Consider the following 23,742-nt stretch of genomic DNA (forward strand, 5'->3'; position numbering starts at 1 on the left):
CCGGCCAAGCCCCTCCCGCCTCCCCCCCCCCCCCCCCCCCCCCCCCCCCCCCCCCCCCCCCCCCCCCCCCCCCCCCCCCCCCCCCCCCGGCCCGTACCGCCTTACGAGGACGGGTGCCGGTCCCTCCGTCCGTCACCGGCCGGCGCGGCGGCGGTCCTCCCCGTGGTCCGCAAAGGATGCCCATGTCCGAGACCTCGCTCGACCGGGAGACCGTCGAGGAGTACGCCCGTTGGTTCCGGGCCCTGGCCGACCCCACGCGCATCCGCATCATGCGCTTCCTGAGCGGGCGCGCGGACCCGGTGCCGGTCGGCGAGATCGTCGCCCACCTCCGGCTCAACCAGTCGACCGTCTCCCACCACCTGAAGATCCTCCACACCGCCCGCTTCCTGACCAGGCGCCGGGCCGGTGCCAGCATCCGCTACGCGGTCAACCCCCGCTGCGTCTCCGAGTTCCCCAGCGCCGCCGACGTCCTCCTCGGCGCCCCGATCCGCCCCTGTCACGAGCCGGCGGCCGACTGACGCCCCCTCACCCGTCCATCGAGAATCGTTGATTGGCGATGGACTGCGGTGTGACAGCCGGGCGGCCCCGAGGGGTGCCGGTGGGGGAGAGGGCCCCCCGAGGTGCCCGTTCGGCGCCCGGAGCGGCGTGAACCCGAGCCGGGGGATAGGCAACGGCCTTGCTGAATGGCTCCGCCATCGAATATCATCGATGGATCATGAGCGGTACGATGAATGCCCAGCTGATCGACCGAGAAGCCGCCGAGTCCTATGCGACCTGGTTCAAGGCCCTCTCGGATCCCACGCGTGTGCAGATCCTGAACCTTCTGGCGCTGGCCTCCGAACCGATGAGTGTCGGAGAGATCGTGGACCGGATGAACATCGGGCAGTCCACGGTGTCCCACCACCTGAAGCTGCTCGCGGACGTCCGGTTCGTCCTTCGCGAACGCCAGGGCACCTCGATGCTGTACACGATCAACGTCGCCTGCGTGGCCTGCTTCCCGAGCGCCGCGGACGCGGTCATGGGACGCCCCGCCGCTTCCGCGTAAGGCGCGAAAGACCTGTCGAGATCGATCCGCCCCTTCCGTGGTGGATCGATCTTCGTGTGTCGTGCGTGAGGTGATCCCGCACGCGAGCCAGCTCCTGCCCGTCGGGTCCGCCAACCTGATGGGCAGGAGCTGGTGTTCATGAGAGGGGCGGCGGCGCGGCCCCCGGGTGCGGCCTCAGGCCGTGACGCTCGCGGCGGCCTTGCTCCGGTCCGTGAGGGCGGCGAGGTACCGCTCGGCGTCCAGTGCAGCCTGGCAGCCGGAGCCCGCGGCCGTGATGGCCTGGCGGTAGGTGTGGTCGACGACGTCGCCGGCGGCGAAGACGCCGGGGAGGTTCGTACGGGTGGAGGGTGACTCCACGGTGATGTAGCCCTCGTCGTCGAGGTCGATCTGGCCGGTGAAGAGTTCGGTGCGCGGGTCGTGGCCGATGGCGATGAACAGGCCGGTGGCGTCGAGGTCGCGGGTCTCGCCGGTGAGGGTGTCGCGCAGGACGACGCCGGCGAGCATGCCGTTCTCCGCCTTGATCTCGGCGATCTCGCTGTCGAAGGCGAAGGAGATCTTGTCGTCGGCGAACGCGCGGTTCTGCATGGCCTTGGAGGCGCGCAGGGTCGAGCGGCGGTGGACGACGGTGACGGAGCGGGCGAAGCGGGTGAGGAAGGTGGCTTCCTCCATGGCCGTGTCGCCGCCGCCGACCACGACGATGTCGCGGAAGAAGAAGCCGTCGCAGGTCGCGCACCAGGAGACGCCCCGGCCGGAGAGCTCGTCCTCGTTCGGGAGTCCGAGCTTGCGGTAGCCGGAGCCCGTGGCGATGATCACGGCCTTCGCGCGGTGGACCGTGCCCTCGCTGTCGGTGACTTCCTTGATCTCGCCGGTGAGGTCGACGGAGACGATGTCGTCGTCGATCATCTCGGCGCCGAAGCGTTCGGCCTGGGCCCGCATGTCGGCCATGAGGTCGGGGCCGTCGATGCCGGTGGGGAAGCCGGGGAAGTTCTCGACCTCGGTCGTGGTGGTCAGGGAGCCGCCGACGAAGATCGAGCTGCCGAAGAGCAGCGGCTTGAGCTGGGCGCGGGCGGTGTAGAGCGCGGCGGTGTATCCGGCGGGGCCGGAGCCTATGACGATGACCTCGCGGAGGTCGCCCTCGGTCGCCTCGTTCGAGTCGGTCAAGGGAGTCACGCCTCCTGCTTCTCGGCGATCTCGTCGATCTCGACGATGAGGCCCTCGACGAGGAGCTTGATCTCGTCGCGGATCGGACGGACGGCCTCGACGCCCTGGCCGGCCGGGTCCTCCAGGGCCCAGTCCAGGTACGTCTTGCCGGGGAAGACCGGGCAGGCGTCGCCGCAGCCCATGGTGATGATGTAGTCCGAGGCCTGCGCGGCCTCGACCGTCAGGACCTTCGGCTTCTGGTCGGAGATGTCGATGCCCAGCTCGGCCATGGCCGCGACGGCGGAGGGGTTGACCTGGTCGCCCGGCACGGAGCCCGCGGAGCGGACCTCGACGCGGTCGCCGGCCAGGTGGCGCAGGAATCCCGCGGCCATCTGGGAGCGGCCCGCGTTGTGGATGCAGACGAAGAGTACGGAGGCGAGCGGAGCAGTGGGCATCGGCAGGTCTTCCTTGAGGCCAAGAGGTCAGCTCTGGCTGGTATCAGCAGCTGGTGATGTGACAGTATCAGTCCATGATGACGTCAGTCGATACTGAACTGATCCGGGTTCTGGCGGATCCGCTCAGGTTCCAGATCGTGACCCTGCTGGCCCGCGAGACCCTCTGCACCACCCACCTCGTCCAGGAGACGGGTGCCAAGCAGACCAACCTCTCCAACCACCTGAGAGTGCTGCGCGAGGCCGGTGTCGTGGAGACCGAGCCGTGCGGGCGGTTCACGTACTACCGCCTGAAGCCGGACGTGATCGCCCAGCTCGCGGGCCAGTTCGCCGACCTGGCCGAATCGGCTCGTACCGCAGCCGAGAACAAGAGGACCTGTCCGTGACGCACACCCAAGCGCCCGGAATCGCCGAGGAGACCCCGGTCGTCGCGAAGCTGTCGACACTCGACCGCTTTCTCGCCGTCTGGATTCTCCTGGCCATGGGCCTGGGGCTGGGTCTGGGGCGGCTGATCCCGGGCCTGAACGACGCTCTCGCGAAGGTCGAGATCGGCGGCATCTCGCTGCCGATCGCCGTCGGCCTGCTGATCATGATGTACCCGGTCCTCGCGAAGGTCCGCTACGACAAGCTCGACGCCGTCACCGGCGACCGCAAGCTCATGGTGTCGTCGCTGGTCATCAACTGGGTCCTCGGGCCCGCGGTGATGTTCGCCCTGGCCTGGATCTTCCTGCCGGACCTGCCCGAGTACCGCACCGGTCTGATCGTCGTCGGCCTGGCCCGCTGCATCGCCATGGTCGTCATCTGGAACGACCTCGCCTGCGGCGACCGCGAGGCCGCCGCCGTCCTGGTGGCGCTGAACTCCGTCTTCCAGGTGATCGCGTTCGGCCTGCTCGGCTGGTTCTACCTCGACATCCTCCCCGGCTGGCTCGGCCTGGGCGAGGGCGAGACCCTCGACATCTCGATGGGGAAGATCGCGCTCAACGTCGTCATCTTCCTCGGCGTCCCCCTGCTCGCCGGTTTCCTCACCCGCCGCATCGGCGAGAACAAGATGGGCCGCGAGTCCTACGAGCGGAAGTTCCTGCCGAAGATCGGCCCCTGGGCCCTCTACGGCCTGCTCTTCACGATCGTCATCCCATTCGCCCTCCAGGGCAGGACCATCACCTCGCAGCCGCTGGACGTCGCCCGGATCGCGCTGCCGCTCCTCGTCTACTTCGCGGTCATGTGGTTCGGCACGTTCGCGCTCGGCAAGGCCATCGGCCTGCACTACGACCGCACCGCCACCCTCGCCTTCACCGCCGCCGGCAACAACTTCGAACTCGCCATCGCGGTCGCCATCGCCACCTTCGGCGTCACCAGCGGGCAGGCCCTCTCCGGCGTCGTCGGACCCCTCATCGAGGTCCCGGTCCTGGTCGCGCTCGTGTACGTGTCGCTGGCCTGGCGCAGGAAGTTCGCCCCCGCACAGCGGTAGCCCGCCCACCACATCCACGGTGCCTCGCCCCTTACGATCCGACCGGGCGAGGCACCGTCGTACGAAGGGAAGCCGGAGAGATGACCGACTCACTCGACGTGGTCGTGATCGGCGGCGGCCAGGCCGGACTGGCCGCCGCCTACCACCTGCGCCGCGTCGGCGGCCTCGACTTCGCCGTCCTGGACGCCCAGCCCACCCCGGGCGGAGCCTGGCAGCACACCTGGGACTCGCTGCGCCTGTTCTCCCCGGCCGCCTACTCCTCCCTGCCCGGCCGCCTCATGCCGCCCCAGGAGGGGGAGACGTACCCCGACGCCGCCCACGTCGTCGACTACCTCACCGACTACGAGCAGCGGTACGGCTTCCCCGTCCACCGCCCCGTCCGCGTGCGGGCGGTCCACGGCGACGGCCGGCACCTCCGGGTCGAGTCCGACTCCGGGACCTGGCGCGCCCGTGCGGTCGTCAGCGCCACCGGCACGTGGTCACGGCCGTTCGTCCCCGCCGTGCCAGGCCGCGACACGTTCCGGGGGCGCCAACTCCACACGGTGGAGTACGCGGGTCCCGGGGCGTTCGCCGGGCTCCGGGTCATCGTGGTCGGAGGCGGCAACTCCGGAGCGCAGATCGCCGCCGATCTCGCGTACGAGAGCGAGCTGACCTGGGTCACCCAGCGGCCCGCACGGTTCCTCGCGGACGACGTCGACGGGCGCGTGCTCTTCGACCACGCCACCGCCCGCCGCCGAGCCCTGGACGAAGGACGCGACGACACCGGGGGAGTGGCCTCCCTCGGCGACATCGTCGCCGTCCCGCCCGTGCGCGAGGCGCGGGACGCCGGACTTCTCAAGGCGCAGCCGATGTTCGCGCGCCTGACGGGCACGGGCGTCGCATGGGCCGACGGAACGAGGGCGGACGCGGACGTGATCATCTGGTGCACCGGCTTCCGCCCCGCTCTCGCCCACCTGGCCCCGCTCGGACTCCGCGGGACGCGCGGACACATCGCCACCCGGGGGACGGAAGCCGTGGGGGAGCCGCGGCTCCACCTGCTCGGGTACGGCGACTGGACCGGCCCCGCTTCGGCCACCCTCATCGGCGTCGGCCGCCCCGCCCGCGAGGCCGCCCGCGCCATCGCCGCCCTCCTGCGCTGAGCCGACGCGGTGAACAGATGGTGAATGCTGACGGAAATCGGCATCCGGATTCGCCGCGCGATCTTGTCGGCTCGTATGGTGTCCGGATGTCAATCCCGCTGGTAGGTATACCGATTGAGGACGTGAGCAAGGACAGCTGTGCGCCCTGCTCTCCGGGCACGTTGATCGACCGCGACGAAGTCGAGACGCTGACGGCCCAGTTGAAGGCGATGGCCGACCAGACCCGGCTCCAGATCATCCACCTTATCGACCAGTCGCCGGCCGGAGAGCTCTGCGTCTGCGACCTGACCGAGTCACTGGACCTCGCGCAGCCCACGGTGAGCCGCCATCTGAAGATCCTCGCCACCGCCGGGCTCCTGCAGCGCGAACAGCGCGGGACCTGGGCCTGGTTCTCCATCCGCTGGGACGCTCTGCAACAGCTCAGGGGGCGGGCCTTCCCGCAGGCGAGGGAGAGCTCCCCCTGCTGACGGCCGCGCCTCGGCGCGTCGGCGCCGGTCGCACGGGTGTGTCACCATCGGGCCATGCTGACGTCGGTGAACGCGGAACTGCTCAAGGCCCTGGCGGACCCGCTGCGGCTTCGCATCGTGTGCCTGCTCGCCCGTGAGTCACTGTGTACCAGTCATCTCGTCGACGAGACGGGCGCGCGGCAGACGAATCTTTCGAACCACCTCAGGGTCCTCCGGGAAGCGGGCGTCGTGGAGACCGATCCCTGCGGGCGCTTCACCTACTACCGGCTGCGTACCGACGTGCTGACCGACCTGGTGACGTTCCTCGGCGACCTGACGGACGGCGTGCGGGAGACCCCTCCGGCGCGGCGGCCCTGCGGCTGAGGACCGGGCGCCGCTCCCTCCCCCTCGCGGCCTCCCGGTGCCCTGCGGGGTATCGATGATTGCCGATTGACCTGGGATGCGGGCTGGACGGGTGTGCCGCCAGGCCTGGTGGAGAAGGCGGTCAAAGGGTGATCACGCCTTCATTCATCGATCTATTGACATACATCGCTCAAAGCTGGCAGGGTTCCGGCCGTTGGCACACAGCGCATTGCCGACCCGGGCTCTGACCCCGCCCCGTCGGCCGGCCCCCGCCCCGACCACACGTCGACACGAAGGTTCCCACCATGGCCGCCACGCCCCACCCGCACACGTCCACCACCGAGGCGCCGCTCCTGCTCCTCATAGGCAGCGGGGACCGTCGCTACCGGGAGTACATCGTGGCGGCCGTCTCCGGCCACTTCCGGCTGTGGCTCCTCGACGCGTACGAGCCGAGCTGGCAGCTTCCGTACGTGGAGGGGACCTCGCTCCTCGACACCAAGAACCTCGACGAGCTCCTCGCCGAGGCGCGGAAGGTCGCCCAACAGCTGCCCGTCGCCGGGGTCTTCACCTACGACGAGTCGCTCGTCCACGTCGCCGCCCGGCTCGCCGAAGCCCTCGGCCTGCCCGGCAGCGCCCCCGACGCGGTCCTCGCCTGCCGCGACAAGGCGACCACCCGGGCACGGCTCGCGGCCGCGGACGTACCGCAGCCGGCCTGCACGCCGGTCGCCACCGCGGTCGAGGCCCGCGCGGCGGCCGACAAGACCGGCTACCCCGTGGTGATCAAGGCCCGTGGGCTCGCCGGAAGCCTCGGTGTCGTCCGCGCCGACGACGGCGACGCCGTCGAAGCGGCCTTCGAGGCGGCCAGCTCCGCCAACTGGCCGGGAGTGCCCCGCTATGAGGCCGACGTCCTGGTCGAGGAGTACCTGACCGGTCCCGAGATCAGCATCGACGCGGTCGTCGTCGACGGCTCCTGCACCCCGCTGATCGTGGCGCGCAAGCAGGTCGGCATGGAGCCGTACTTCGAGGAGACGGGCCACACCGTCGACGCCGACGACCCCCTGCTGCGGGACCCGGAGCTCCTGGACCAACTGCACCGCATCCACCAGACCCTCGGCTTCGCGCACGGCGCCACGCACACCGAGTTCAAGCTCACCCCCAAGGGCCCCCGGCTCGTCGAGATCAACGCCCGCCTCGGCGGTGACTTCATCCCCCTCATCGGCATGCTCGCCACCGGCACCGACCCCGCCGTCGCCGCCGCGCAGGTGGCCGCCGGACTCACCCCGGACACCGCGCCGAAGGCGTCGCGTACCGCGGCCATCAGGTTCCTCTACCCGGAGCGCGACTGCGAGGCCGTCGAGGTGACCGTGCGCACCGACCTCTTCGGGCCCACCGTGCACAGCGCGGTCGCGACCGCCGGCGCCGGCACCCGGCTCGCCCTCCCGCCCAGGGCGTACATGAACCGGTACGGCTACGTCATCGCCGTCGGCGAGGACCGTGACCAGGTGACCGCCGACGCGGACGCCGCGCCCACGCTCGTCGAACTGCGCTCCCGTCCCCTGTCCGACTGACTCCTCTCCCACCCAGACCGAAGGAACAGCCGAACGTGAGCATGCCCTCCGACCAGCCGTCGCTGCGCTGGGACGGCGAAGCGATCGTCACGCTCGACCAGCGCGCGCTGCCCCACGAACGCCGGATCCTGCGCCTGACCACCGTGGACGACGTCATCACCGCGATCACGACCCTCGCGGTACGGGGCGCCCCCTCCATCGGACTCGCGGGCGCCCTGGGCGTCGTGCTCTCCGCGTACGCCCACCGCGCGCCCGGCGCCGACGAAGCCGCCCGGGAGGCCGTGCACGCCGACGCGCGGCGCATTGCCGCCGCCCGGCCCACCGCGGTCAACCTGGCGTGGGCCGTCGACAGGGTCCTCGCGAAACTCGACGACGGCCCGGACGCGGTACTCGCCGAGGCCACCGAGATGATCGACGAGGACCGATCGGTCAACCGGCAGATGGTCGACCACGCGGTCCGCGCCGTCCTGGACCGCTGCCCGCAGCCGTCCCTGCGGATCCTGACCCACTGCAACACCGGCCGGCTCGCGACCGCGGCCGTCGGAACCGCCCTCGGCACGATCCTCGCCCTCGCGGACGCCGGGAAGGTCACCGAAGTCCTCGTCGACGAGACCCGCCCGCTGCTGCAAGGCGCCCGCCTCACGGCCTGGGAGCTCGCCGAAGCCGGCGTGCCGCACCGGGTGTGCGTCGACAGCGCGGCCGCCGCGGCCATGGGCCAGGGCCTCGTCGACTGCGTGCTGGTCGGAGCCGACCGCATCACCGCACGCGGAGACGTCGCCAACAAGATCGGCACCTACTCCCTGGCGATAGCCGCCGCCCACCACGGCATTCCCTTCATCGTGGTCGCCCCCGAGTCCTCCTGGGACAGGTCGCTCGCCGACGGGCGGGACATCGTCATCGAGGAACGCGACGCCGACGAGGTGACCTCCTACGGGGGGATCCGTACCACTCCGGACGGCACGCGCGCGTACAACCCGGCCTTCGACGTCACCCCCGCCGCCCTGATCTCCGCCATCGTCTCCGAGCACGGCGTCCACTCCGCATCCGAGGTGACCGCATGAGCTACGCGCCGTCCACCGCCGTCGGCAAGCAGTCCGCCCAGCAACTCGCCGACCTCACCCGCACCCTGTACGAACGCGGATGGATGCCGGGCACCTCCGGCAACGTGTCCCTGCGCCTGCCCGACGACCCCGACCGGGCGCTGATCACCGCGAGCGGCCGCGACAAGGGCGAACTCACCGCCCGGGACGTCGTGGAGGTCGACGCCCGCACCGGCCGGGCGACCCTCCCCGGTCAGGCCCGGCCCTCGGCCGAGACCTCCATCCACGCGGCGGTCTACCGCGTCACCGGAGCCCGCGCCGTCATCCACGTGCACTCCCCGTACGCCACCGTGATCGCCCACCGGGCCGACGCACGGGAATCGGTGGCCCGGCTGCGGCTGGAACGCTTCGAGCTGCTCAAGGGCCTGGGCCTCAAGGACCCGTCGGCCACCGACCTGCCGGTCTTCCCCAACTGGCCCGAAGTGGAGCGGATCTCCGACGAAGTCGCCGCCCACCTCACGGCACACGGGGACGGCCCGCCGGGACTCCTCCTGGCCGATCACGGCATCACCACCTGGGGCGACTCGCTCAACGAGGCCAGGAACAGGCTCGAATGCCTGGAGTCCGTCTGCCAGCTCCTCGTGCTCGCCCACTCCGAACTGCGCGTCTCCCGTACCTGAAGGCCCCGGACCCGACGACAGGACCCACCATGACATTGCTGCAGATCATGCCGGACGACGCCCCGGACACCGTCCTGCTCCGCACGCGGGACGAGGCCGCCATCGCACAGGCCCTGCGGGAGAAGTCGGTCTCCTTCACCCGCTGGCCGCTGTACGGACAGGTGACGCCGCAGACGCCGTCCGAGGAACTGCTCGGCGCCTACCGCCGCGAGATCGACGAACTCTGCGCGGAGCGGGACTTCCGGCACGTCGACGTCGCCCGGCTCCACCCCGAGGAGGGAGCCGCGTGGCAGGAACGCGCGGCCAAGGCCCGGTCCACCTTCCTCGACGAGCACCGGCACGCCGAGGACGAGGTCCGGTTCTTCGTCCAGGGCACCGGCTGCTTCTACCTCCACCTCGACGACCGCGTGTACGCCGTGGTCTGCGAGGCCGGCGACCTGCTGTCCGTACCGGCCGGCACTCGCCACTGGTTCGACATGGGACCCGTACCCGACTTCTGCGCCGTCCGGTTCTTCGAGAAGGAGGACGGCTGGGTCGGTGACTTCACCGAGGAGCCCATCGCCGCCGGCTTCCCCCGTCTCGACGCACTCCTGCGGGAAGACTGATGCCGCACAGCCGACCCGGCGGCGCACCCGCGAACGAGCCGCGCGCCGTCGTCCTCGACATCGAAGGAACGACCGGCTCCCTCAGCCACGTACGCGACGTCCTCTTCCCCTACGTCCGCGCCCGCCTCGCCCCCTGGCTCGCCGAGCACCGCGGCACCGAACCCTGGCGGAACGTCCTCGACGCGGTGGCCGCCCACACCGGGACGGACCACGACGAGGCCAGTGCCCTGGCGCTCCTGGAGCAGTGGGCCGACGCCGACGTGAAGGCCGCCCCCCTGAAGGCGCTGCAGGGACTGATCTGGTCCGGCGGCTACGCGGCCGGCGAGCTGTCCGGCCACGTCTATCCCGACGTCCCGCCCGCCCTGGAGGAGTGGAAGGCACACGGCACCGGCCGTTTCATCTACTCGTCCGGTTCCGTGGCCGCCCAGCGCGACTGGTTCGGCCACACCGCGCACGGCGACCTGCGCCCGCTGCTCGACGGCTACTTCGACCTGACGACGGCCGGCCCGAAGGCGCGGCCCGACTCGTACCGCACCATCGCGGCGGAGCTCGGACACGACCCCGGTGATCTGCTCTTCGTCAGCGACGTCGGCGCCGAGCTGGACGCCGCGTCCGAGGCGGGCTGGCGGACGGCGGCCGTCCGCCGCCCCGACGACGAACGCGCCCCGGTGACCGGGCACGAGACCGTCGCCTCCCTCACCCCCCTTGTCTCCCGACCCGGCGCGGACAGCCCGCCGGCGCCGGATCGCACGCACACGCAGGAGGACCGGAACCATGAGTGATCCCAACGAGGGGACGCCGCAAGCCGAGATCGCGGTCATCGGCGGCAGCGGCTTCTACGAACTCCTGGAGTCGGCGGAGCGGGTCGAGGTCGACACCCCGTACGGCAAGCCGTCCGACGCCGTGTCGGTCGGCACCGTGGGCGGTCGCCGCGTGGCCTTCCTGCCCCGGCACGGCAGCCACCACGAGCTGCCCCCGCACCACATCAACTACCGCGCCAACATGTGGGCGCTGCGTTCCCTGGGGGTACGCCAGGTCCTGGCGCCCTGCGCCGTCGGCTCCCTGCGCACCGAGCTCGGCCCCGGCAGCGTCGTCCTCCCCGACCAGCTCGTCGACCGGACCACGGGCCGCGTCCAGACCTACTACGACCGCGGCGCGACCCACGTCTCCTTCGCCGACCCGTACTGCGCCGCCGGACGAGCGGCCGTGCTCAAGGCCGCCGGCGAGGCCGGGGTCGACGTCCACGACGGCGGCGTCATGGTGGTCGTCGAGGGACCCCGGTTCTCCACCCGTGCGGAGTCCCAGTGGTACGCCTCCGCCGGCTGGTCCCTCATCAACATGACCGGACACCCCGAGGCCGTCCTCGCGCGCGAACTCGCCCTCTGCTACACCTCCCTGGCGCTCGTCACCGACTACGACGCCGGCGTGGAGCGCGGCGAAGGCGTCTCCCAAGACGAGGTCTTCCGGGTGTTCGCGGCGAACGTGGAACGCCTCAAGGACCTGGTCCTGCGGACCGTCCCGGTCCTGGACCGCGACCGGGACTGCGCCTGCGCGGCGGCGCTCGACGGGATGGACCTGCCGTTCGAGCTCCCGTAAGGGCGGGGCCGGTGGGGTTCTTGTCCCCATCGGCCCGCGTCACGACCCTCCGCACCGATGCCGGTCACCCTGGTGACCGGCATCGGTCATTCCACCACCGGGCTGCGGCGTTCCACGAGCAGGACGTCACGCCAGACGCCGTGGTGGCGGGCCACGCGCTCCCGCCGGCCCAGCACACGGAACCCGACGGACTCGTGCAGGGCGAGGCTCGCCGCGTTCTCGGGGAAGATGCCCGCCTGGATCGTCCAGATGCCCGCCTTCTCGGTGGAGACGATCAGCGCTTCGAGCAGTGTGCGTCCCACGCCCGTTCCGCGTGCGCTGGGGCAGACGTACACGGAGTGCTCGACGACCCCCGCGTAGGCAGGGCGTGCCGAGACGCGGGACACCGCCGTCCATCCGACGACCCGCCGTCCGTCGAGGGCGGTGAACCGGTGCGCGGGCAGTTTGGCGGTGTCGAAGGCACTCCACGGGGGAGCGGCCGTCTCGAACGTGGCGTTCCCCTCGTCGATGCCCTGCTGGTAGATGGCCATGACGGCGGGCGCGTGGTCGTCGGTCATGGGGACGAGGGTGAGAGGGGTGCGCGGGGACGTGGTCATGCCTGCTCCTTTCCGAGGTGAGCCGCATGCGGGGGAGCACGGGCCGGGTACGGCGCGGGGCTGGGGGGGGGGGGGGGGGGAGGGAAGGGAGGGGGGGGGGGGGGGGGGGGGGGGGGGGGGGTTGTTTCGTGTCTTCTCCTTTTCGGAGAGGCCCGCGTACGGGGGAGCCGGTCCTTGGCCGCTCGCGCTTTTTTCCGGGCACACCCCCCCACAGGATCGCGGGTGGGGGGTGTGGGGGGAAGGTTCGGGTCAGAGGAGGGGCAGGCAGACGAGCCCGATGCCCACGCTGCCGAGGAGACCGACGGCGAGGTAGAAGACGAAGACCTTCGCCTTGACGACGCTCTTGACGGCGACCATCGCGGGGATGGTCGTGATGGCACCGCCGAGGAGGAAGGTGACACCCGCGGCGGCGACCATGCCCTGGTTCAGGAGGCCTTCGACGACCGGGATGGCGCCGACACCGTTCAGGTAGAGCGGAACGCTGATGAGCCCCGCGATCAGGACGGAAAGGACACCGTCCGTGCCGAGGACACCGGACACCACGTCGGTGGGCACGTAGCGGACGATCAGGGCCTCGAGGACGATGGCGAGCAGCAGCCACTTGCCCAGGATCAGGGAGTCGCTGACGATCTCCTTGAGGATCTCGCCGGCGCGGAGGTTCTTGATGTCCCGGCGGACGAGCACCCGCCACGGAGTGCCGTCGTCGTCCGCGTCGTTCTGCGGCGCGGCGGAGCAGCCGCCGGCCTCGGGCGCCGCCTCCTGGGCAGCGCCCCCGCAGCCACCTGCGGTCGCGCCGCCGCCGGTGCCACCGCTGCCGCCGCCGACGGTGACGGTCTCGGGCACGGTCGCCTTGGCCGTCGAGCACGCCGTCTCGGGGACGGTCACCGGCTCCTGCGAGCAGGACTTCGCGGGGGCCTTCTCCTCGGTGGAGTCGAGCAGCGGGTCGGCGAACCGCCCGCGCCGTTCGAGCGCCAGGACGATGAGGCCCGCGCCGAAGCTCAGTACCAGGGCGCCGACCAGGCGGGCGGTGGCGATGGGGATCCCGAGCTGGGCGGCGGAGAGCGCGTAGATCTCCGGGTCCATGGAGGGGGAGGCGATCCAGAACGACATGACCGCCGAGAGCGGGACTCCGGCTATCAGGAAGCGCCGGATCAGGGGGATCACCGTGAAGGAGCAGAAGGGGCTGAACGCTCCGATGGCCGTGACGATGGCGATGCCCAGGACGCCCTTGCGTCCATGGGCGAAGCTGCGGCGCGCGACGACGTCGATCGACAGACGCTGTACGGCGATCCCCAGGACGATGGCTACCAGGAACCACGGGAGATAGTGCAGCACCTCGAACAGGATGAACAGGCCAAGGGCCCGCAGTTCGTCCACGGGTGAACCTCTCTGAGACGGTGACACGTGAGGGGAGCGGTGCCGTGCGGAGACGTACGGGGAACGCGGCGAGCCACGTGGAGAGGATCGACCGGCATCCGCTTTTATCGAATATCGATGATAGACGATTGATGGGACCCCCGGCAATGGACTGTGGGGTCGTGAACGAGGGTTGTCGCCACGCTTGGTCATCGAATAGCATCGATGGATCATGAGCAGCGCGATGAATGCCCGACCGATCGACCGAAGTACGGCCGAGTCCTATGCCGCCTGGTTCAAGGCCCTCTCCGATCGCACCCGCGTGCGGATCCTCAACCTCCTCGCGCTCGCGACCGGGCCGATGAGCGTCGGCGAGATCGTCGAGCTCCTGGAGGTCGGCCAGTCGACCGTGTCCCACCATCTGAAACTGCTCGCCGACGCCCGGTTCGTCCGCCGCGAGCGCCGGGGGACGTCCATGCTCTACACCATCAACGTCGCCTGCGTGGCCTGCTTCCCCAGTGCTGCCGACGCCGTCATGGGCCGCCCCGCGGCCTCGATCTGAGGACCGCGACCATGACCGACTCGACCTCCCGCATACCGAGCGCGCCGGCCGGCGCCTGCTGCCCGCCGATCGTGACGGCGGCACTGTCCGAACGGGACGCCGAGACCATGGCGGCGATGTTCAAGGCCCTCGCCGACCCCGTCCGGCTCCGCCTCCTGTCCAGAGTGGCCTCACACCCCAACGGTGAAGCCTGCGTCTGCGACATAGCCGACGTCGGCGTCTCCCAGCCCACGGTCAGCCACCACCTCAAGAAGCTCCGCGAGGCGGGCCTGCTCACCTCCGAGCGCCGCGGCACCTGGGTGTACTACCGCCCCGCGCCCGGAGTCCTCGCCTCGCTCGGCACCTTCCTCGCCGACGCCGACGCCGACACCGGCCGGGACGACGAGGCCGAGGCCCCGGCGGTGGCCCGGGCCTCCTGACGCCCGAAGGCGACGCCGGGCGTCCGGCGACGAACCCCCAGCTGGGTCGACAGACGGCCCCCCGGCTCGGTCGACAGGCGGCGCCCCGGCTCAGTCGATGTGCGGGCTGCGCCGTTCGACGAGGACGGTGTCGCGCCACACTCCGTGATGACGGCCGACGCGCTCGCGCGTCCCGATGACCCGGAAGCCCGCACGCGCGTGCAGCGCGAGGCTCGCGGCGTTCTCCGGGAAGATCCCGGACTGAATGGTCCAGACCCCGCCCGCCTCCGTGGCCTCGATGAGCGCCTCCAGGAGCGCCGAGGCGACGCCCCGGCCGCGGGCGCCGGGATGGACGTACACGGAATGCTCGACGACGCCGGCGTACGCGCACCGGTCGGAGACCCGTGTGGCGGCCACCCAGCCGAGCACCCGGCCGTCCTCGTCGAGCGCGACGAAGCGGTACTCCGGCAGCTTGGCCGCGTCGAACTGCTCCCACGTCGGCGCGACGGTCTCGAAGGTGGCGTTCCCCTCGTCGATCCCCGCCTGGTAGATCGCGACGACCTCGTCGGCGTGGTCGGCGGTGAGCGGCGCTACGGTGATGGCGCGCGTGGCTGATCCGGTCATGAGGCGGAGTCTCCCAGACGGGACGTCGGCCGCCGCGCAGGGCGGGACGTCAGGCGGAGGCCGCCTTGGTCAGGAGCGCCCCCATGGCGGCGAGGACGGCGGGCTCGACGCGGTAGTAGACCCACGTGCCGCGCCGCTCGGAGGAGAGCAGCCCGGCCTCCTTGAGCTTCTTCAGGTGGTGGGAGACGGTCGGCTGGGAGACGCCGACGTCGGAGATGTCGCAGACGCACGCCTCGCCGCCCGCGTGGGAGGCGACGGCCGAGAACAGCCGCAGCCGGACCGGATCGCCCAGCGCCTTGAACATGACGGCGGTCCGCTCGGCCTCCTCGGCCGTCAGCGGGCGCTCGTTCAGGGGCGGGCAGCACGGGGCTGTCTCGGACTCGAGTATCGGCAGCGTCTTCACGTTCGACATGTATCTATGTTGACACACGTCGAACCAGGCGCCGAGGGGTGTCGCGAGGAGATGGTCGCTCCGGGCTCGTGAATTCGATGAATGTCTATGTTGACGGATGTCGATGCGGGTGCCATTCTGAATCCGCAAGACATCGACAAACGTCGAATCAAAAGGGGAAGAGCCGTGAACGTCACCACCACCGACCAGCTGCCCGTCGTGATCGTCGGAGCCGGCCCCGCCGGTCTCGCCGCCGCCGCGCACCTCGTCCACCGGGGTCTGGAGCCGCTGGTCCTGGAGGCCGGGACCCGCGCCGGTGCCTCGGTGCGCGAGTGGTCTCACGTGCGGCTCTTCTCCACCTGGGGCGAGGTCGTCGACCCGGTCGCCGAGAAGCTGCTGGCCCCGACAGGCTGGGTGAAGCCCGACGAGACCACGTACCCGACCGGTGGGGACTGGGCCGGCGACTACCTCCAGCCCCTCGCCGACCTCCTCGGCGACAGGGTCAGGCTCGACGCCCGCGTCACCGGCGTCTCCCGTACCGGCCGCGACCGCGTCGTCGACGCCGACCGCGCGGAGCAGCCCTTCACCGTCCACATCCGGTACGGCGACGGACGCGAGGAGCGCGTCCTCGCGCGGGCCGTCATCGACGCCTCCGGTACGTGGTCCACTCCGAGCCCCGCCGGCGGCGACGGCCTCCCGGCACTCGGCGAGCGCGCGGCGGCCGACCGGATCTCCTACCGCGTCCCCGACCTCAAGGACCCCGCCGTGCGGGCCCGCTACGCCGGGAAGCGCACCGCCGTCATCGGATCCGGCGCCTCCGCCTTCACCGCACTCGCCTCCCTCGCCGCCCTCGCGGAGTCACCGGACGGAACGGGCACCCACGCGACCTGGATCCTGCGCCGCGGCATCTCCGGCTCCACCTTCGGCGGGGGAGAGGCCGACCAGCTCCCCGCCCGCGGCGCCCTCGGCCTCGCCGCCAAGGCCGCCGTCGAGGCGGGGCACGCCGAAGCCGTCACCGGTTTCCGTACGGACGCGATCGAGCGCGCGGAAGGCCGGCTCGTCCTCGTCGCCGAGGACGGCCGCCGCCTCGACCCGGTCGACGAGGTGATCGTCCTGACCGGCTTCCGCCCCGACCTGACCTTCCTCGACGAACTCCGCCTCGGCCTCGACGAGCGACTCCAGGCCCCCGTCGAACTGGCGCCGCTCATCGACCCGAACCTGCACTCCTGCGGCACGGTCTACCCGCACGGCGTGAAGGAGCTGTCGCACCCGGAGAAGGACGTGTACCTGGTCGGCATGAAGTCCTACGGCCGCGCCCCGTCCTTCCTGGCGCTCACCGGCTACGAGCAGGTCCGCTCGGTCGTCGCCGCCCTCGCCGGCGACCGCGCATCGGCCGAACGCGTCGAACTCGTCCTCCCGGAGACCGGCGTCTGCGGCGGCGCCGGCCTCTTCGACCAGCCCGCCGACACCGCCACCGAAGGCGGAGGCTGCTGCGCGACCCCGGCCACCCTCCAGATCGTCGGCGCCCCGGCCGCCTCCGGCGGCTGCTGAACCCGCCCCACCGCACCAGGGCCCGCCCCACCCACACCGAACCCGCCCCATCCACCCCGTCCCAGTTGGAGGCACACCATGTCCCGCGTACAGCTCGCCCTGCGCGTCCCCGACCTGGCGGCATCCGTCGCCTTCTACACCAAGCTCTTCGGCACCGAGCCGGCCAAACTCCGCGACGGCTACGCCAACTTCGCGGTCGCGGAGCCTCCCCTCAAGCTGGTCCTCATCGAAGGCGCCGACGACGAGGACACCCGCCTGGACCACCTCGGCGTGGAGGTCGGCACCACCGAGGAAGTCCACGCCGCCACCGCCAGGCTGGGCCAGGAAGGCCTCGCGACGACGGAGGAGAACGACACGACCTGTTGTTACGCCCTCCAGGACAAGGTGTGGGTCCACGGCCCCGGCCGCGAACCGTGGGAGGTGTACGTCGTCAAGGCCGACGCCGACGCCCTGGCCAAGCAGCAGGGCAGCACCTGCTGCAGTGGCACGACGGCCTCCGCCGACGACGCCGCCGAACCGGTCGCCGCCTCCGTCGGCTGCTGCTGATCCATCGATGACCGACCTCCACACCCACGGGGCCGCGACCGGAGCAGGGGACCGGTCGCGGCCCCGTGCCGTCCTGCCCGCGCTCTGCGCCACCCAGATCACCGGCTGGGGAATCGTCTACTACGCCTTCCCCGTCCTGAACCCGCAGATCGTCGCCGACACCCATTGGCCCGCCGGCGCGACGATGGCGGCCTTCTCGCTGGCCCTGGTCGTCTCCGGCCTCGCCGGAATCCGCGTCGGCCGGATCATCGACCGCCACGGCCCCCGCGCGATCATGACGGCGGGCTCCGCCGCCGGCGTCCTGAGCCTCGGGATCGTCGCCTCGGCACCGAACCTGCCGGTCTTCTTCGCCGGCTGGATCCTGGCCGGGCTCTCCATGGCGGCCACCTTCTACCAGCCCGCCTTCGCGGCGCTCACCCGCTGGTGGGCTCCCGACCACGTACGCGCCCTCACGATCGTCACCCTCGCCGGCGGCCTCGCCTCGACCGTGTTCGCTCCGGTCACCGCAGCCCTGGCCGAGCACCTGACGTGGCGTGAGACCTACCTCGTACTGGCCGCGATCCTCGCTGTCGTCACCATCCCGGCCCACGCCCTCGCCCTCCGCGCCCCCTGGCCGCCGGCGCCGCCCACCTCGCACGGCGCGGCCGAGAGCCCCGGCGCGGTGGCCCGCAGCCGACCGTTCCTCCTCCTCGCGGTCGCGTTCACGCTCTCGGCCTTCGCGATGTTCGCCGTGGTCGTCACCCTCGTGCCGCTCCTGCTCGAACGGGGCTACACCACGGCCCAGGCCGCCTGGGCCCTCGGCCTCGGCGGCGCGGGCCAGACCCTCGGCCGCACCCTCTACGCGCCCCTCGCGCGCCACACCGGCACCACGGTCCGCACCACGACGCTCGTCGCCCTGGGGGCCCTGACCACCGCGGCCCTCGCCGTCACGCCGGGCCCGTACGGCCTCATCGTCGCCGTGTCGATCGCGGCCGGCATGGTCCGCGGCAACCTGACCCTCCTGCAGGCCACCGCCATCACCGACCGCTGGGGCACCCGGCACTACGGCCGGCTCTCCGGCCTCCTGAGCGCCCCGGCCATGACCGCCTCCGCCCTCGCCCCCTTCGCCGCGGCCCTGCTGGCGGGCCCCCTGGGCGGCTATCCGGAACTGTTCGCCGCGCTCGCGGGGGTCGGGGTGGTGGCGGCGCTCATCGCGACGGCGACGGCGACTTAGAGTCGGCCGCTTCGGCGAGCCGTGCTCCGGCTGCGGGCCGGGCACGGCGGGAAGGGCGCAGCCCAGGTCGTGGCCGGTGTGTGTCAGCCCAGGTCCTGGCCGAGGCGTCAGCCCAGGTCGTGGCCGGTCACCGCGCGGGCGTAGGAGCGGAGGGCGGTGAGGACCTCGGGGCGGGTGCGGCGGCCGGCGAGGATCTCCATCTGGTAGCCGTCCTCCATGGCGACGAGGTTCGCGGCGAGGAGGCGGGGCGGGTCGGTGAGGGTGAAGTGGCCCTGGGCCTGCCCGAGGACCAGGACGGATTGGTAGACCGAGATCTGACGTTCGGTCAGGGCGCTGTCGAGGGCGGCCGCCTTGGCGTCGCGGAGGCAGCGGGGCCAGTACTCGAAGAGGAGACGGGTGAGGGCGTCGTCCGGGCCGGTGGCCGGGCCGCGGTCGATGCAGGCGCGGAGTTGGTCGCGGGCGTCGGTGAACTGCTCGGCGGCGCGTTCGCGTTCCTGGCTGTAGCGCTCGATCGCCTGCTGGTAGGTCTCGTGGACGAGGGCGTCGAGGTCGCCGTAGTAGAGCACGGCCGCGGGGGTCACCCCGGCCTCGTCGGCGACGTCGCGCAGGCGCAGCCCGTCCAGGCCGCGCACGAGAAGCGCCCGCTGCACGGCCGCGCTGAGCTCCGCCCGGCGGTCCGCCTTGCCCCGCTTGCCTGGCGCCATGCCTCAATCCCCTGATCGTCGACCGGTCGGATCGCGTCGAGTCGCTCCCGTTCCGTATTCGTATTTAACAACATCAGCGCAGGTCTTGACGAGAGACATGGCCGTTTCTTAAATCTCGGTTTAACAAACGCGTCTCACGTCAGGAGCCTCCGCCGTGACGCTCGAATCGAACGAAACCGCCGCCGGACCAAGAGCCGGCGCATCCCCCACCCCCGTCGGAAAGGGACTTCGCCCCGGCAGCGTGGGTCTGCTCGGGGTCGTCGCCCTCGGGCTCTCCTCCACCGCCCCCGCCTACTCCATCGCCGTCACACTCGGCCTGGTCACGATGACCGTGGGGCACCTCGCGCCGGCCGCGCTGCTGATCGGCTTCGTACCGATCCTGCTCACCGCGTTCGCCTTCCGTGAGCTCAACCGGGACATGCCGGACTGCGGCACCACCTTCGTGTGGAACACCCGGGCCTTCGGCCCCTGGATCGGCTGGCTCGTCGGAAGCTGGGTGCCGACCGTGGCCACCCTCTTCGCCATGACCGCGCTCGCGCAGGTCAGCGCCACCTACCTGCTCTCCGTCCTCGGCCTCGACAGCCTGGCCGCGAACGACGCCGCCGTGACCGTCACCGGACTGCTCCTTCTCGCCGGCGTGACCGTGCTGGCCCGCCGGGGGCTGCGGATCGCGACCGGCATCCAGTACGCCCTGCTCGGACTGCAGCTCGTGGCGCTCTTCGGGCTCGGCTTCGCGGCCTTCACCCGGCCCGGCGCCGCCACGCCCTCGCTGTCCTGGCTCAACCCCCTCGCCTTCGACGGCGCCGGCCCGTTCGCCGAGGCGGTGCTGCTGTGCCTCTTCATCTACTGGGGCTGGGACGCGCTCATCACCGTCAACGAGGAGAGCGAGGACGCCGACCGCGTCCCCGGTCGCGCCGTCCTGATCTCCACCTTCGTCCTCCTCGTCACCTACCTGTTCACCGCGTTCGCCGCGGTCACCTACGCCGGAACCGGCACCACCGGCATCGGGCTCGGCAACCCCGACAACGCCACGGACTTCCTCGCGACCCTCGCCCCGCCGCTCCTCGGGAACGCCCTGGCGACCGTCGTCCAGCTCGCCGTCTGCGTCAGCGCCCTGTCCGCGATGCTCACCTGCCTGGTGGGCAGTGGCCGCGGCTTCCTGTCGATGACCACCCACGGGGCCATGCCGAAGATGTTCGCCCGCATCCACCCCCGCCATCAGACGCCCACCGTCGGCACCGTCGTCTTCGGCGCGGCCACCGCCGTGACCCTCGTCGTCCTCAAGTTCGCCTCGCCGCGGTTCCTGGGCGACGCCATCCTCTGCATCGGCCTGCTCATCGCCTGCTACTACGGCGCCACCGCCTTCGCCTGCGTCTGGCACTTCCGCCACCGCCTGCGCGACTCCGCACGCGACCTGCTGTTCAAGGGCGTGCTCCCCGCGCTCGGCGGCCTGATGATGCTCGCCGCGCTCGCCCGCAGCGCCTACGACACCATCGCCCCCGACTACGGCAGCACCTCCTTCCACGGCATCGGCGGCGTCTTCCTCCTCGGCATCGGAGCCGTGGCCCTCGGCGTCCTCGTCGTCCTGCTCATCCGCGCCAACTTCCCCCGCTTCTTCCACGAGGGCAAAGACTCCGTCGCCCCGCGCACGCCCACCGAATCCACGACCGCGACCGCCCCGAACGAAAGCTGATCCCCCATGCGCACCCTCGCCATCGCCGCCCTCCAGACCGCCCCCGTCCCCTACGACCCGGAAGCGTCCTGGTCCCGCTTCGCCCACCAGGTCCGGACCGTCCGCGAGGTCTTCCCGCACGTCCAGCTCGTCGTCGTCCCCGAACTGTTCCTCGCCGCCGAAGGCCCGCTGCTCGCCGAGCGCCCCGAGGACTGGATGGAGAAGGCCGCCGTTCCCATCCCCGGTCCGCTCACCGACCGCCTCGCCGGACTGGCGAGGGAGACCGGACTGTGGCTCGTACCGGGCACGGTCTTCGAGCGCACGGCCGACGGCACGATCCACAACACCGCGCTCGCGATCTCTCCGGACGGCGACATCGCCGCGACCTACCGCAAGGTCTTCCCCTGGCAGCCGTACGAACAGGCCACGCCCGGCACCGAGTTCACCGTCTTCGACATTCCCGGCGTCGGCCGTGTCGGCCTCGCCATCTGTTACGACGGATCCTTCCCCGAGACCATGCGCCAGCTCGCCTGGCTCGGCGCCGAAGTCGTCATCCAGCCCACCCTCACCACCACCCGCGACCGCGAGATGGAAGCGGTCTGCGCCCGCGCCAACGCCTGGACCAACCAGCTCTACGTCGTCAACGTCAACGCCTCCGACCCGGCCGGCGTCGGCGCCAGCCTGATCGTCGACCCCGAGGGCACCGTCCGCCAGCAGGCCGGCGCGGGAGAGGAGGTCCTCGTCGACGTCCTCGACCTCGACGCCGTCACCCGCGTCCGCCAGTACGGCTCCGCCGGCATCAACCGCCCCTGGAGCCAGCTCGCCCGCCACGGATCCACCATCGAACTCCCCATGTACGGCGGCACCTTCCACACCCCCGCCTGGCTCAAGGAGTCGGACGGCCACTGAGCGGGAACCCACCCGGGCGCGCTCCCGGGTGGGTCCACCCCCGTCCGTTTGCGTGCGATTGCTCGGCAAAAGCGCAGGTCAAGGTGGGCAGGATTCTCCTTGACCGAGACTCCGGCGCGGGTGATAGTGGCCCTCGCGGCCGTGCACATCCGGCCTGCTGTACCAGGGTGGGGACTCTTGAACGACAACAACAGTGGTGACGTGCGTGACGACGTACGAGGGCGGGTCGACGCGCTCGTCGCCGCCGGCCGTCCCGCCGAGGCGCGAGCCATCGGACGGGCCGCGCTGGACGAGGACGGACCGGACGCCGGGCTCGCCCTGGCGCTCGCCCGCGCGCACATGGCTGAGGACGACGACGAGCACGACGACGCCGCCGAGCGCGTCTTCCGCGAGGGGCTCGACGCCTTCCCGGACGACATAGGACTGCTCGCCGGGTACGCCGAGCTCTGCGCCCGCACCGACGCCCTCGACCGGCCCGGACGGTACGCCCGGGGACCCGTACTCCTGGCCCGCCTGCGCGAGCTCGCCCCGTACTCGCCGGAGCTGCTGCGGGCCGAGGCAGCGGGAAGCTCCGTCTCCGGCGACGACAAGAGCAGCGTCTCCGTGCGCCGGATGCAGTCCTTCGACGCGGCCCGCGCCTTCGCCCAGGCACCCACACCCGAGGCCGCCGCCACTCAGGCCGCACAGTGGGCCGCCGCGGCGCCGCACGACCTGCGGCTCGCCGTGCTCGCGGAGACGACCGGCGCCCTCGCGGGCACGGACCGCAGGTGGTCGCGGCTGCTGCTGCGCCGGGGCCTGGAGTACCGCTTCGCCGTCAGCGCGCTCGTCGCCGTTCTGGTGGTCGCGCGCCTCACCGTGCTGCCCGAGGTGCCGTACGGCGTGGCGACGGGCGTGGGCCTGCTCCTGGGAGTGGCCCCGTTCCTCGGCCTGCGCAGGCAGCTCGCGGCCGCCCGAGAGCGGGCGGCCGAGCGGATGGCCGCCGGCGTCGTCACGGAGGCCGTACCCGGCGAAGAGGACGCCGAGGGGCACGACGGATTCGGGGCGCCCGAGCTGCCGCCGGTGCCGCGGGTCACTCGTCGCGAGTACGCGTTCGCCGGTGTCGGCATCGCGCTCCTGATGGCCGTGGGCGGCGCCGCGTACGGCTCCTCACTCGCCTATCCGCGCTATGACATCGTGGCCCACGAGACCTTCGAGGGGTGGAAGGGCTTCGACGTGCGGGAGGAGTTCAACCCCTTCCGGACCGCCCCTGTCGGCGTGCTGGAGGAATCGTCGGCCCGGGTGTACGTCGGGGAAGACGCCGCTCAGGGTGGCGCCGCCGAGTACTTCCTCGCCTTCGCGACCGGAGACTTCCACGACATCCGGGAGTCGGACGTCCGCGACGGCGACCTCCTCCCCGTGGATGCGTGGACCTTCGGCAGCGTGGAGGAGACATGGCAGGCCGGGGCAGGCCCGTACGGCGGCTGGATGCAGTGTCTGCGGTACACGGAGGCGAACACCGGCACTCCGCGGGCGATGTGCGCCTGGGGTGACAAGGGCAGCTTCGGTTGGGTCATGTTCACGGCCGAGGACTCGCACCACGACGTGATCGAGGCGAAGGCACGTTCCGTCGGCGCCGCCTTCGTGCGACCGGCGCAGGACTGACGGCGCCGCCTTCGTGCGACCGGCGCAGGACTGACGG

28 protein-coding genes are annotated in these 23,742 nt (G+C 71.6%); 21 read left to right on the top strand and 7 right to left on the bottom strand.

Going from position 1 to position 23,742, the window contains the following annotated elements; all coding sequences use genetic code 11:
• Window positions 1-182 precede the first annotated feature (182 nt).
• Together ACZ7G1_RS04220 and ACZ7G1_RS04225 are read left to right on the top strand one after the other, a co-directional pair.
• On the top strand, window positions 183-518 hold the full coding sequence (locus ACZ7G1_RS04220; RefSeq protein ID WP_470875391.1) for an ArsR/SmtB family transcription factor: 336 nt from the start codon (window positions 183-185) through the stop codon (window positions 516-518).
• Between the two features lie 197 nt (window positions 519-715).
• A complete protein-coding gene (locus ACZ7G1_RS04225; RefSeq protein ID WP_470875389.1) occupies window positions 716-1,045 on the top strand; it encodes an ArsR/SmtB family transcription factor in 330 nt (109 codons plus the stop codon).
• 174 nt (window positions 1,046-1,219) lie between these two features.
• Here ACZ7G1_RS04225 and trxB read toward each other — a convergent pair whose 3' ends face one another.
• Together trxB and ACZ7G1_RS04235 are read right to left on the bottom strand one after the other, a co-directional pair.
• The gene (gene trxB / locus ACZ7G1_RS04230; protein ID WP_470875388.1) at window positions 1,220-2,206 is read right to left on the bottom strand and encodes a thioredoxin-disulfide reductase; all 987 of its coding nucleotides are present in this window, start codon (window positions 2,204-2,206) and stop codon (window positions 1,220-1,222) included.
• 5 nt (window positions 2,207-2,211) lie between these two features.
• Entirely contained in the window at window positions 2,212-2,640 is a 429-nt protein-coding gene (locus ACZ7G1_RS04235) for an arsenate reductase ArsC (protein ID WP_470875387.1), read from the bottom strand.
• Window positions 2,641-2,714: 74 nt separating this feature from the next.
• Here ACZ7G1_RS04235 and ACZ7G1_RS04240 point away from each other — a divergent pair, with 74 nt between their 5' ends.
• The 11 genes from ACZ7G1_RS04240 (at window position 2,715) to ACZ7G1_RS04290 (ending at window position 11,542) form a co-directional block, all read left to right on the top strand.
• Window positions 2,715-3,023 (top strand): ArsR/SmtB family transcription factor, encoded by a 309-nt coding sequence (locus ACZ7G1_RS04240; RefSeq protein WP_033212497.1) that lies wholly within the window; start codon window positions 2,715-2,717, stop codon window positions 3,021-3,023.
• Window positions 3,020-4,105 carry an ACR3 family arsenite efflux transporter gene (arsB, locus tag ACZ7G1_RS04245; RefSeq protein WP_470875385.1) on the top strand — a complete coding sequence of 362 codons (1,086 nt, stop codon included), beginning with the start codon at window positions 3,020-3,022 and terminating at the stop codon, window positions 4,103-4,105. Before ACZ7G1_RS04240 ends, arsB begins: the two co-directional genes overlap by 4 nt.
• A gap of 80 nt (window positions 4,106-4,185) precedes the next feature.
• Window positions 4,186-5,244, top strand: a complete 1,059-nt coding sequence (locus ACZ7G1_RS04250; RefSeq protein ID WP_470875383.1) for an ArsO family NAD(P)H-dependent flavin-containing monooxygenase — start codon at window positions 4,186-4,188, stop codon at window positions 5,242-5,244.
• 122 nt (window positions 5,245-5,366) lie between these two features.
• On the top strand, window positions 5,367-5,711 hold the full coding sequence (locus ACZ7G1_RS04255) for an ArsR/SmtB family transcription factor (RefSeq protein WP_470875381.1): 345 nt from the start codon (window positions 5,367-5,369) through the stop codon (window positions 5,709-5,711).
• Between the two features lie 54 nt (window positions 5,712-5,765).
• Entirely contained in the window at window positions 5,766-6,074 is a 309-nt protein-coding gene (locus tag ACZ7G1_RS04260) for an ArsR/SmtB family transcription factor (protein ID WP_470875379.1), read from the top strand.
• Window positions 6,075-6,358: 284 nt separating this feature from the next.
• The gene (locus ACZ7G1_RS04265; protein WP_470875377.1) at window positions 6,359-7,621 is read left to right on the top strand and encodes an ATP-grasp domain-containing protein; all 1,263 of its coding nucleotides are present in this window, start codon (window positions 6,359-6,361) and stop codon (window positions 7,619-7,621) included.
• Window positions 7,622-7,662: 41 nt separating this feature from the next.
• Window positions 7,663-8,682, top strand: a complete 1,020-nt coding sequence (gene mtnA / locus ACZ7G1_RS04270) for an S-methyl-5-thioribose-1-phosphate isomerase (protein WP_470875423.1) — start codon at window positions 7,663-7,665, stop codon at window positions 8,680-8,682.
• Window positions 8,679-9,341, top strand: a complete 663-nt coding sequence (gene mtnB / locus ACZ7G1_RS04275; RefSeq protein ID WP_470875375.1) for a methylthioribulose 1-phosphate dehydratase — start codon at window positions 8,679-8,681, stop codon at window positions 9,339-9,341. The genes mtnA and mtnB overlap by 4 nt, the downstream gene beginning before the upstream one ends.
• Before the next feature lie 29 nt (window positions 9,342-9,370).
• The gene (locus tag ACZ7G1_RS04280; protein WP_470875374.1) at window positions 9,371-9,946 is read left to right on the top strand and encodes a 1,2-dihydroxy-3-keto-5-methylthiopentene dioxygenase; all 576 of its coding nucleotides are present in this window, start codon (window positions 9,371-9,373) and stop codon (window positions 9,944-9,946) included.
• On the top strand, window positions 9,946-10,728 hold the full coding sequence (gene mtnC / locus ACZ7G1_RS04285; RefSeq protein ID WP_470875372.1) for an acireductone synthase: 783 nt from the start codon (window positions 9,946-9,948) through the stop codon (window positions 10,726-10,728). The genes ACZ7G1_RS04280 and mtnC overlap by 1 nt, the downstream gene beginning before the upstream one ends.
• Window positions 10,721-11,542, top strand: coding sequence for an S-methyl-5'-thioadenosine phosphorylase (locus ACZ7G1_RS04290; RefSeq protein ID WP_470875370.1), 822 nt, complete (start codon window positions 10,721-10,723; stop codon window positions 11,540-11,542). Before mtnC ends, ACZ7G1_RS04290 begins: the two co-directional genes overlap by 8 nt.
• A gap of 86 nt (window positions 11,543-11,628) precedes the next feature.
• Here the strand turns inward: ACZ7G1_RS04290 and ACZ7G1_RS04295 are convergent, their stop codons facing one another.
• A complete protein-coding gene (locus ACZ7G1_RS04295) occupies window positions 11,629-12,138 on the bottom strand; it encodes a GNAT family N-acetyltransferase (RefSeq protein ID WP_470875368.1) in 510 nt (169 codons plus the stop codon).
• 249 nt (window positions 12,139-12,387) lie between these two features.
• A complete protein-coding gene (locus ACZ7G1_RS04300; RefSeq protein ID WP_470875366.1) occupies window positions 12,388-13,515 on the bottom strand; it encodes a permease in 1,128 nt (375 codons plus the stop codon).
• Window positions 13,516-13,726: 211 nt separating this feature from the next.
• Here ACZ7G1_RS04300 and ACZ7G1_RS04305 point away from each other — a divergent pair, with 211 nt between their 5' ends.
• Both ACZ7G1_RS04305 and ACZ7G1_RS04310 read left to right on the top strand, forming a co-directional pair.
• Window positions 13,727-14,056 (top strand): ArsR/SmtB family transcription factor, encoded by a 330-nt coding sequence (locus ACZ7G1_RS04305; RefSeq protein WP_470875364.1) that lies wholly within the window; start codon window positions 13,727-13,729, stop codon window positions 14,054-14,056.
• A gap of 11 nt (window positions 14,057-14,067) precedes the next feature.
• Window positions 14,068-14,475 carry an ArsR/SmtB family transcription factor gene (locus ACZ7G1_RS04310; protein ID WP_470875362.1) on the top strand — a complete coding sequence of 136 codons (408 nt, stop codon included), beginning with the start codon at window positions 14,068-14,070 and terminating at the stop codon, window positions 14,473-14,475.
• A gap of 90 nt (window positions 14,476-14,565) precedes the next feature.
• Here ACZ7G1_RS04310 and ACZ7G1_RS04315 read toward each other — a convergent pair whose 3' ends face one another.
• Window positions 14,566-15,078, bottom strand: a complete 513-nt coding sequence (locus ACZ7G1_RS04315; RefSeq protein WP_470875360.1) for a GNAT family N-acetyltransferase — start codon at window positions 15,076-15,078, stop codon at window positions 14,566-14,568.
• 49 nt (window positions 15,079-15,127) lie between these two features.
• Window positions 15,128-15,490: an ArsR/SmtB family transcription factor gene (locus ACZ7G1_RS04320; protein WP_470875358.1), complete on the bottom strand. Its 363-nt coding sequence runs from the start codon at window positions 15,488-15,490 to the stop codon at window positions 15,128-15,130.
• Window positions 15,491-15,655: 165 nt separating this feature from the next.
• Here ACZ7G1_RS04320 and ACZ7G1_RS04325 point away from each other — a divergent pair, with 165 nt between their 5' ends.
• From ACZ7G1_RS04325 to ACZ7G1_RS04335, 3 genes are all read left to right on the top strand, one after another.
• Window positions 15,656-17,020, top strand: a complete 1,365-nt coding sequence (locus tag ACZ7G1_RS04325) for an NAD(P)-binding domain-containing protein (RefSeq protein WP_470875356.1) — start codon at window positions 15,656-15,658, stop codon at window positions 17,018-17,020.
• Between the two features lie 78 nt (window positions 17,021-17,098).
• A complete protein-coding gene (locus tag ACZ7G1_RS04330; protein WP_470875354.1) occupies window positions 17,099-17,566 on the top strand; it encodes an ArsI/CadI family heavy metal resistance metalloenzyme in 468 nt (155 codons plus the stop codon).
• Between the two features lie 7 nt (window positions 17,567-17,573).
• Entirely contained in the window at window positions 17,574-18,779 is a 1,206-nt protein-coding gene (locus ACZ7G1_RS04335; protein ID WP_470875352.1) for an MFS transporter, read from the top strand.
• A 107-nt stretch (window positions 18,780-18,886) separates the two neighbouring features.
• Here the strand turns inward: ACZ7G1_RS04335 and ACZ7G1_RS04340 are convergent, their stop codons facing one another.
• The gene (locus tag ACZ7G1_RS04340; protein WP_470875350.1) at window positions 18,887-19,483 is read right to left on the bottom strand and encodes a TetR/AcrR family transcriptional regulator; all 597 of its coding nucleotides are present in this window, start codon (window positions 19,481-19,483) and stop codon (window positions 18,887-18,889) included.
• Between the two features lie 241 nt (window positions 19,484-19,724).
• Here ACZ7G1_RS04340 and ACZ7G1_RS04345 point away from each other — a divergent pair, with 241 nt between their 5' ends.
• From ACZ7G1_RS04345 to ACZ7G1_RS04355, 3 genes are all read left to right on the top strand, one after another.
• Entirely contained in the window at window positions 19,725-21,176 is a 1,452-nt protein-coding gene (locus ACZ7G1_RS04345) for an APC family permease (protein ID WP_470875348.1), read from the top strand.
• Between the two features lie 6 nt (window positions 21,177-21,182).
• Window positions 21,183-22,064, top strand: coding sequence for a carbon-nitrogen hydrolase family protein (locus ACZ7G1_RS04350; protein WP_470875347.1), 882 nt, complete (start codon window positions 21,183-21,185; stop codon window positions 22,062-22,064).
• Between the two features lie 177 nt (window positions 22,065-22,241).
• Window positions 22,242-23,705, top strand: a complete 1,464-nt coding sequence (locus tag ACZ7G1_RS04355; protein ID WP_470875346.1) for a hypothetical protein — start codon at window positions 22,242-22,244, stop codon at window positions 23,703-23,705.
• Window positions 23,706-23,742 lie beyond the last annotated feature (37 nt).

The organism is Streptomyces sp. NPDC037273, from assembly GCF_055603625.1.

Excerpts from the sequence above, each read along its gene's own strand:
- ACZ7G1_RS04220 (WP_470875391.1), top strand. The coding sequence starts at position 183 with ATGTCCGAGACCTCGCTCGACCGGGAGACCGTCGAGGAGTACGCCCGT.
- ACZ7G1_RS04225 (WP_470875389.1), top strand. The coding sequence starts at position 716 with ATGAGCGGTACGATGAATGCCCAGCTGATCGACCGAGAAGCCGCCGAG.
- ACZ7G1_RS04235 (WP_470875387.1), bottom strand. The coding sequence starts at position 2,640 with ATGCCCACTGCTCCGCTCGCCTCCGTACTCTTCGTCTGCATCCACAAC.
- ACZ7G1_RS04240 (WP_033212497.1), top strand. The coding sequence starts at position 2,715 with ATGATGACGTCAGTCGATACTGAACTGATCCGGGTTCTGGCGGATCCG.
- ACZ7G1_RS04250 (WP_470875383.1), top strand. The coding sequence starts at position 4,186 with ATGACCGACTCACTCGACGTGGTCGTGATCGGCGGCGGCCAGGCCGGA.
- ACZ7G1_RS04260 (WP_470875379.1), top strand. The coding sequence starts at position 5,766 with ATGCTGACGTCGGTGAACGCGGAACTGCTCAAGGCCCTGGCGGACCCG.
- ACZ7G1_RS04265 (WP_470875377.1), top strand. The coding sequence starts at position 6,359 with ATGGCCGCCACGCCCCACCCGCACACGTCCACCACCGAGGCGCCGCTC.
- mtnA (WP_470875423.1), top strand. The coding sequence starts at position 7,663 with ATGCCCTCCGACCAGCCGTCGCTGCGCTGGGACGGCGAAGCGATCGTC.
- mtnB (WP_470875375.1), top strand. The coding sequence starts at position 8,679 with ATGAGCTACGCGCCGTCCACCGCCGTCGGCAAGCAGTCCGCCCAGCAA.
- ACZ7G1_RS04280 (WP_470875374.1), top strand. The coding sequence starts at position 9,371 with ATGACATTGCTGCAGATCATGCCGGACGACGCCCCGGACACCGTCCTG.
- mtnC (WP_470875372.1), top strand. The coding sequence starts at position 9,946 with ATGCCGCACAGCCGACCCGGCGGCGCACCCGCGAACGAGCCGCGCGCC.
- ACZ7G1_RS04290 (WP_470875370.1), top strand. The coding sequence starts at position 10,721 with ATGAGTGATCCCAACGAGGGGACGCCGCAAGCCGAGATCGCGGTCATC.
- ACZ7G1_RS04295 (WP_470875368.1), bottom strand. The coding sequence starts at position 12,138 with ATGACCACGTCCCCGCGCACCCCTCTCACCCTCGTCCCCATGACCGAC.
- ACZ7G1_RS04305 (WP_470875364.1), top strand. The coding sequence starts at position 13,727 with ATGAGCAGCGCGATGAATGCCCGACCGATCGACCGAAGTACGGCCGAG.
- ACZ7G1_RS04310 (WP_470875362.1), top strand. The coding sequence starts at position 14,068 with ATGACCGACTCGACCTCCCGCATACCGAGCGCGCCGGCCGGCGCCTGC.
- ACZ7G1_RS04315 (WP_470875360.1), bottom strand. The coding sequence starts at position 15,078 with ATGACCGGATCAGCCACGCGCGCCATCACCGTAGCGCCGCTCACCGCC.
- ACZ7G1_RS04320 (WP_470875358.1), bottom strand. The coding sequence starts at position 15,490 with ATGTCGAACGTGAAGACGCTGCCGATACTCGAGTCCGAGACAGCCCCG.
- ACZ7G1_RS04330 (WP_470875354.1), top strand. The coding sequence starts at position 17,099 with ATGTCCCGCGTACAGCTCGCCCTGCGCGTCCCCGACCTGGCGGCATCC.
- ACZ7G1_RS04335 (WP_470875352.1), top strand. The coding sequence starts at position 17,574 with ATGACCGACCTCCACACCCACGGGGCCGCGACCGGAGCAGGGGACCGG.
- ACZ7G1_RS04340 (WP_470875350.1), bottom strand. The coding sequence starts at position 19,483 with ATGGCGCCAGGCAAGCGGGGCAAGGCGGACCGCCGGGCGGAGCTCAGC.
- ACZ7G1_RS04350 (WP_470875347.1), top strand. The coding sequence starts at position 21,183 with ATGCGCACCCTCGCCATCGCCGCCCTCCAGACCGCCCCCGTCCCCTAC.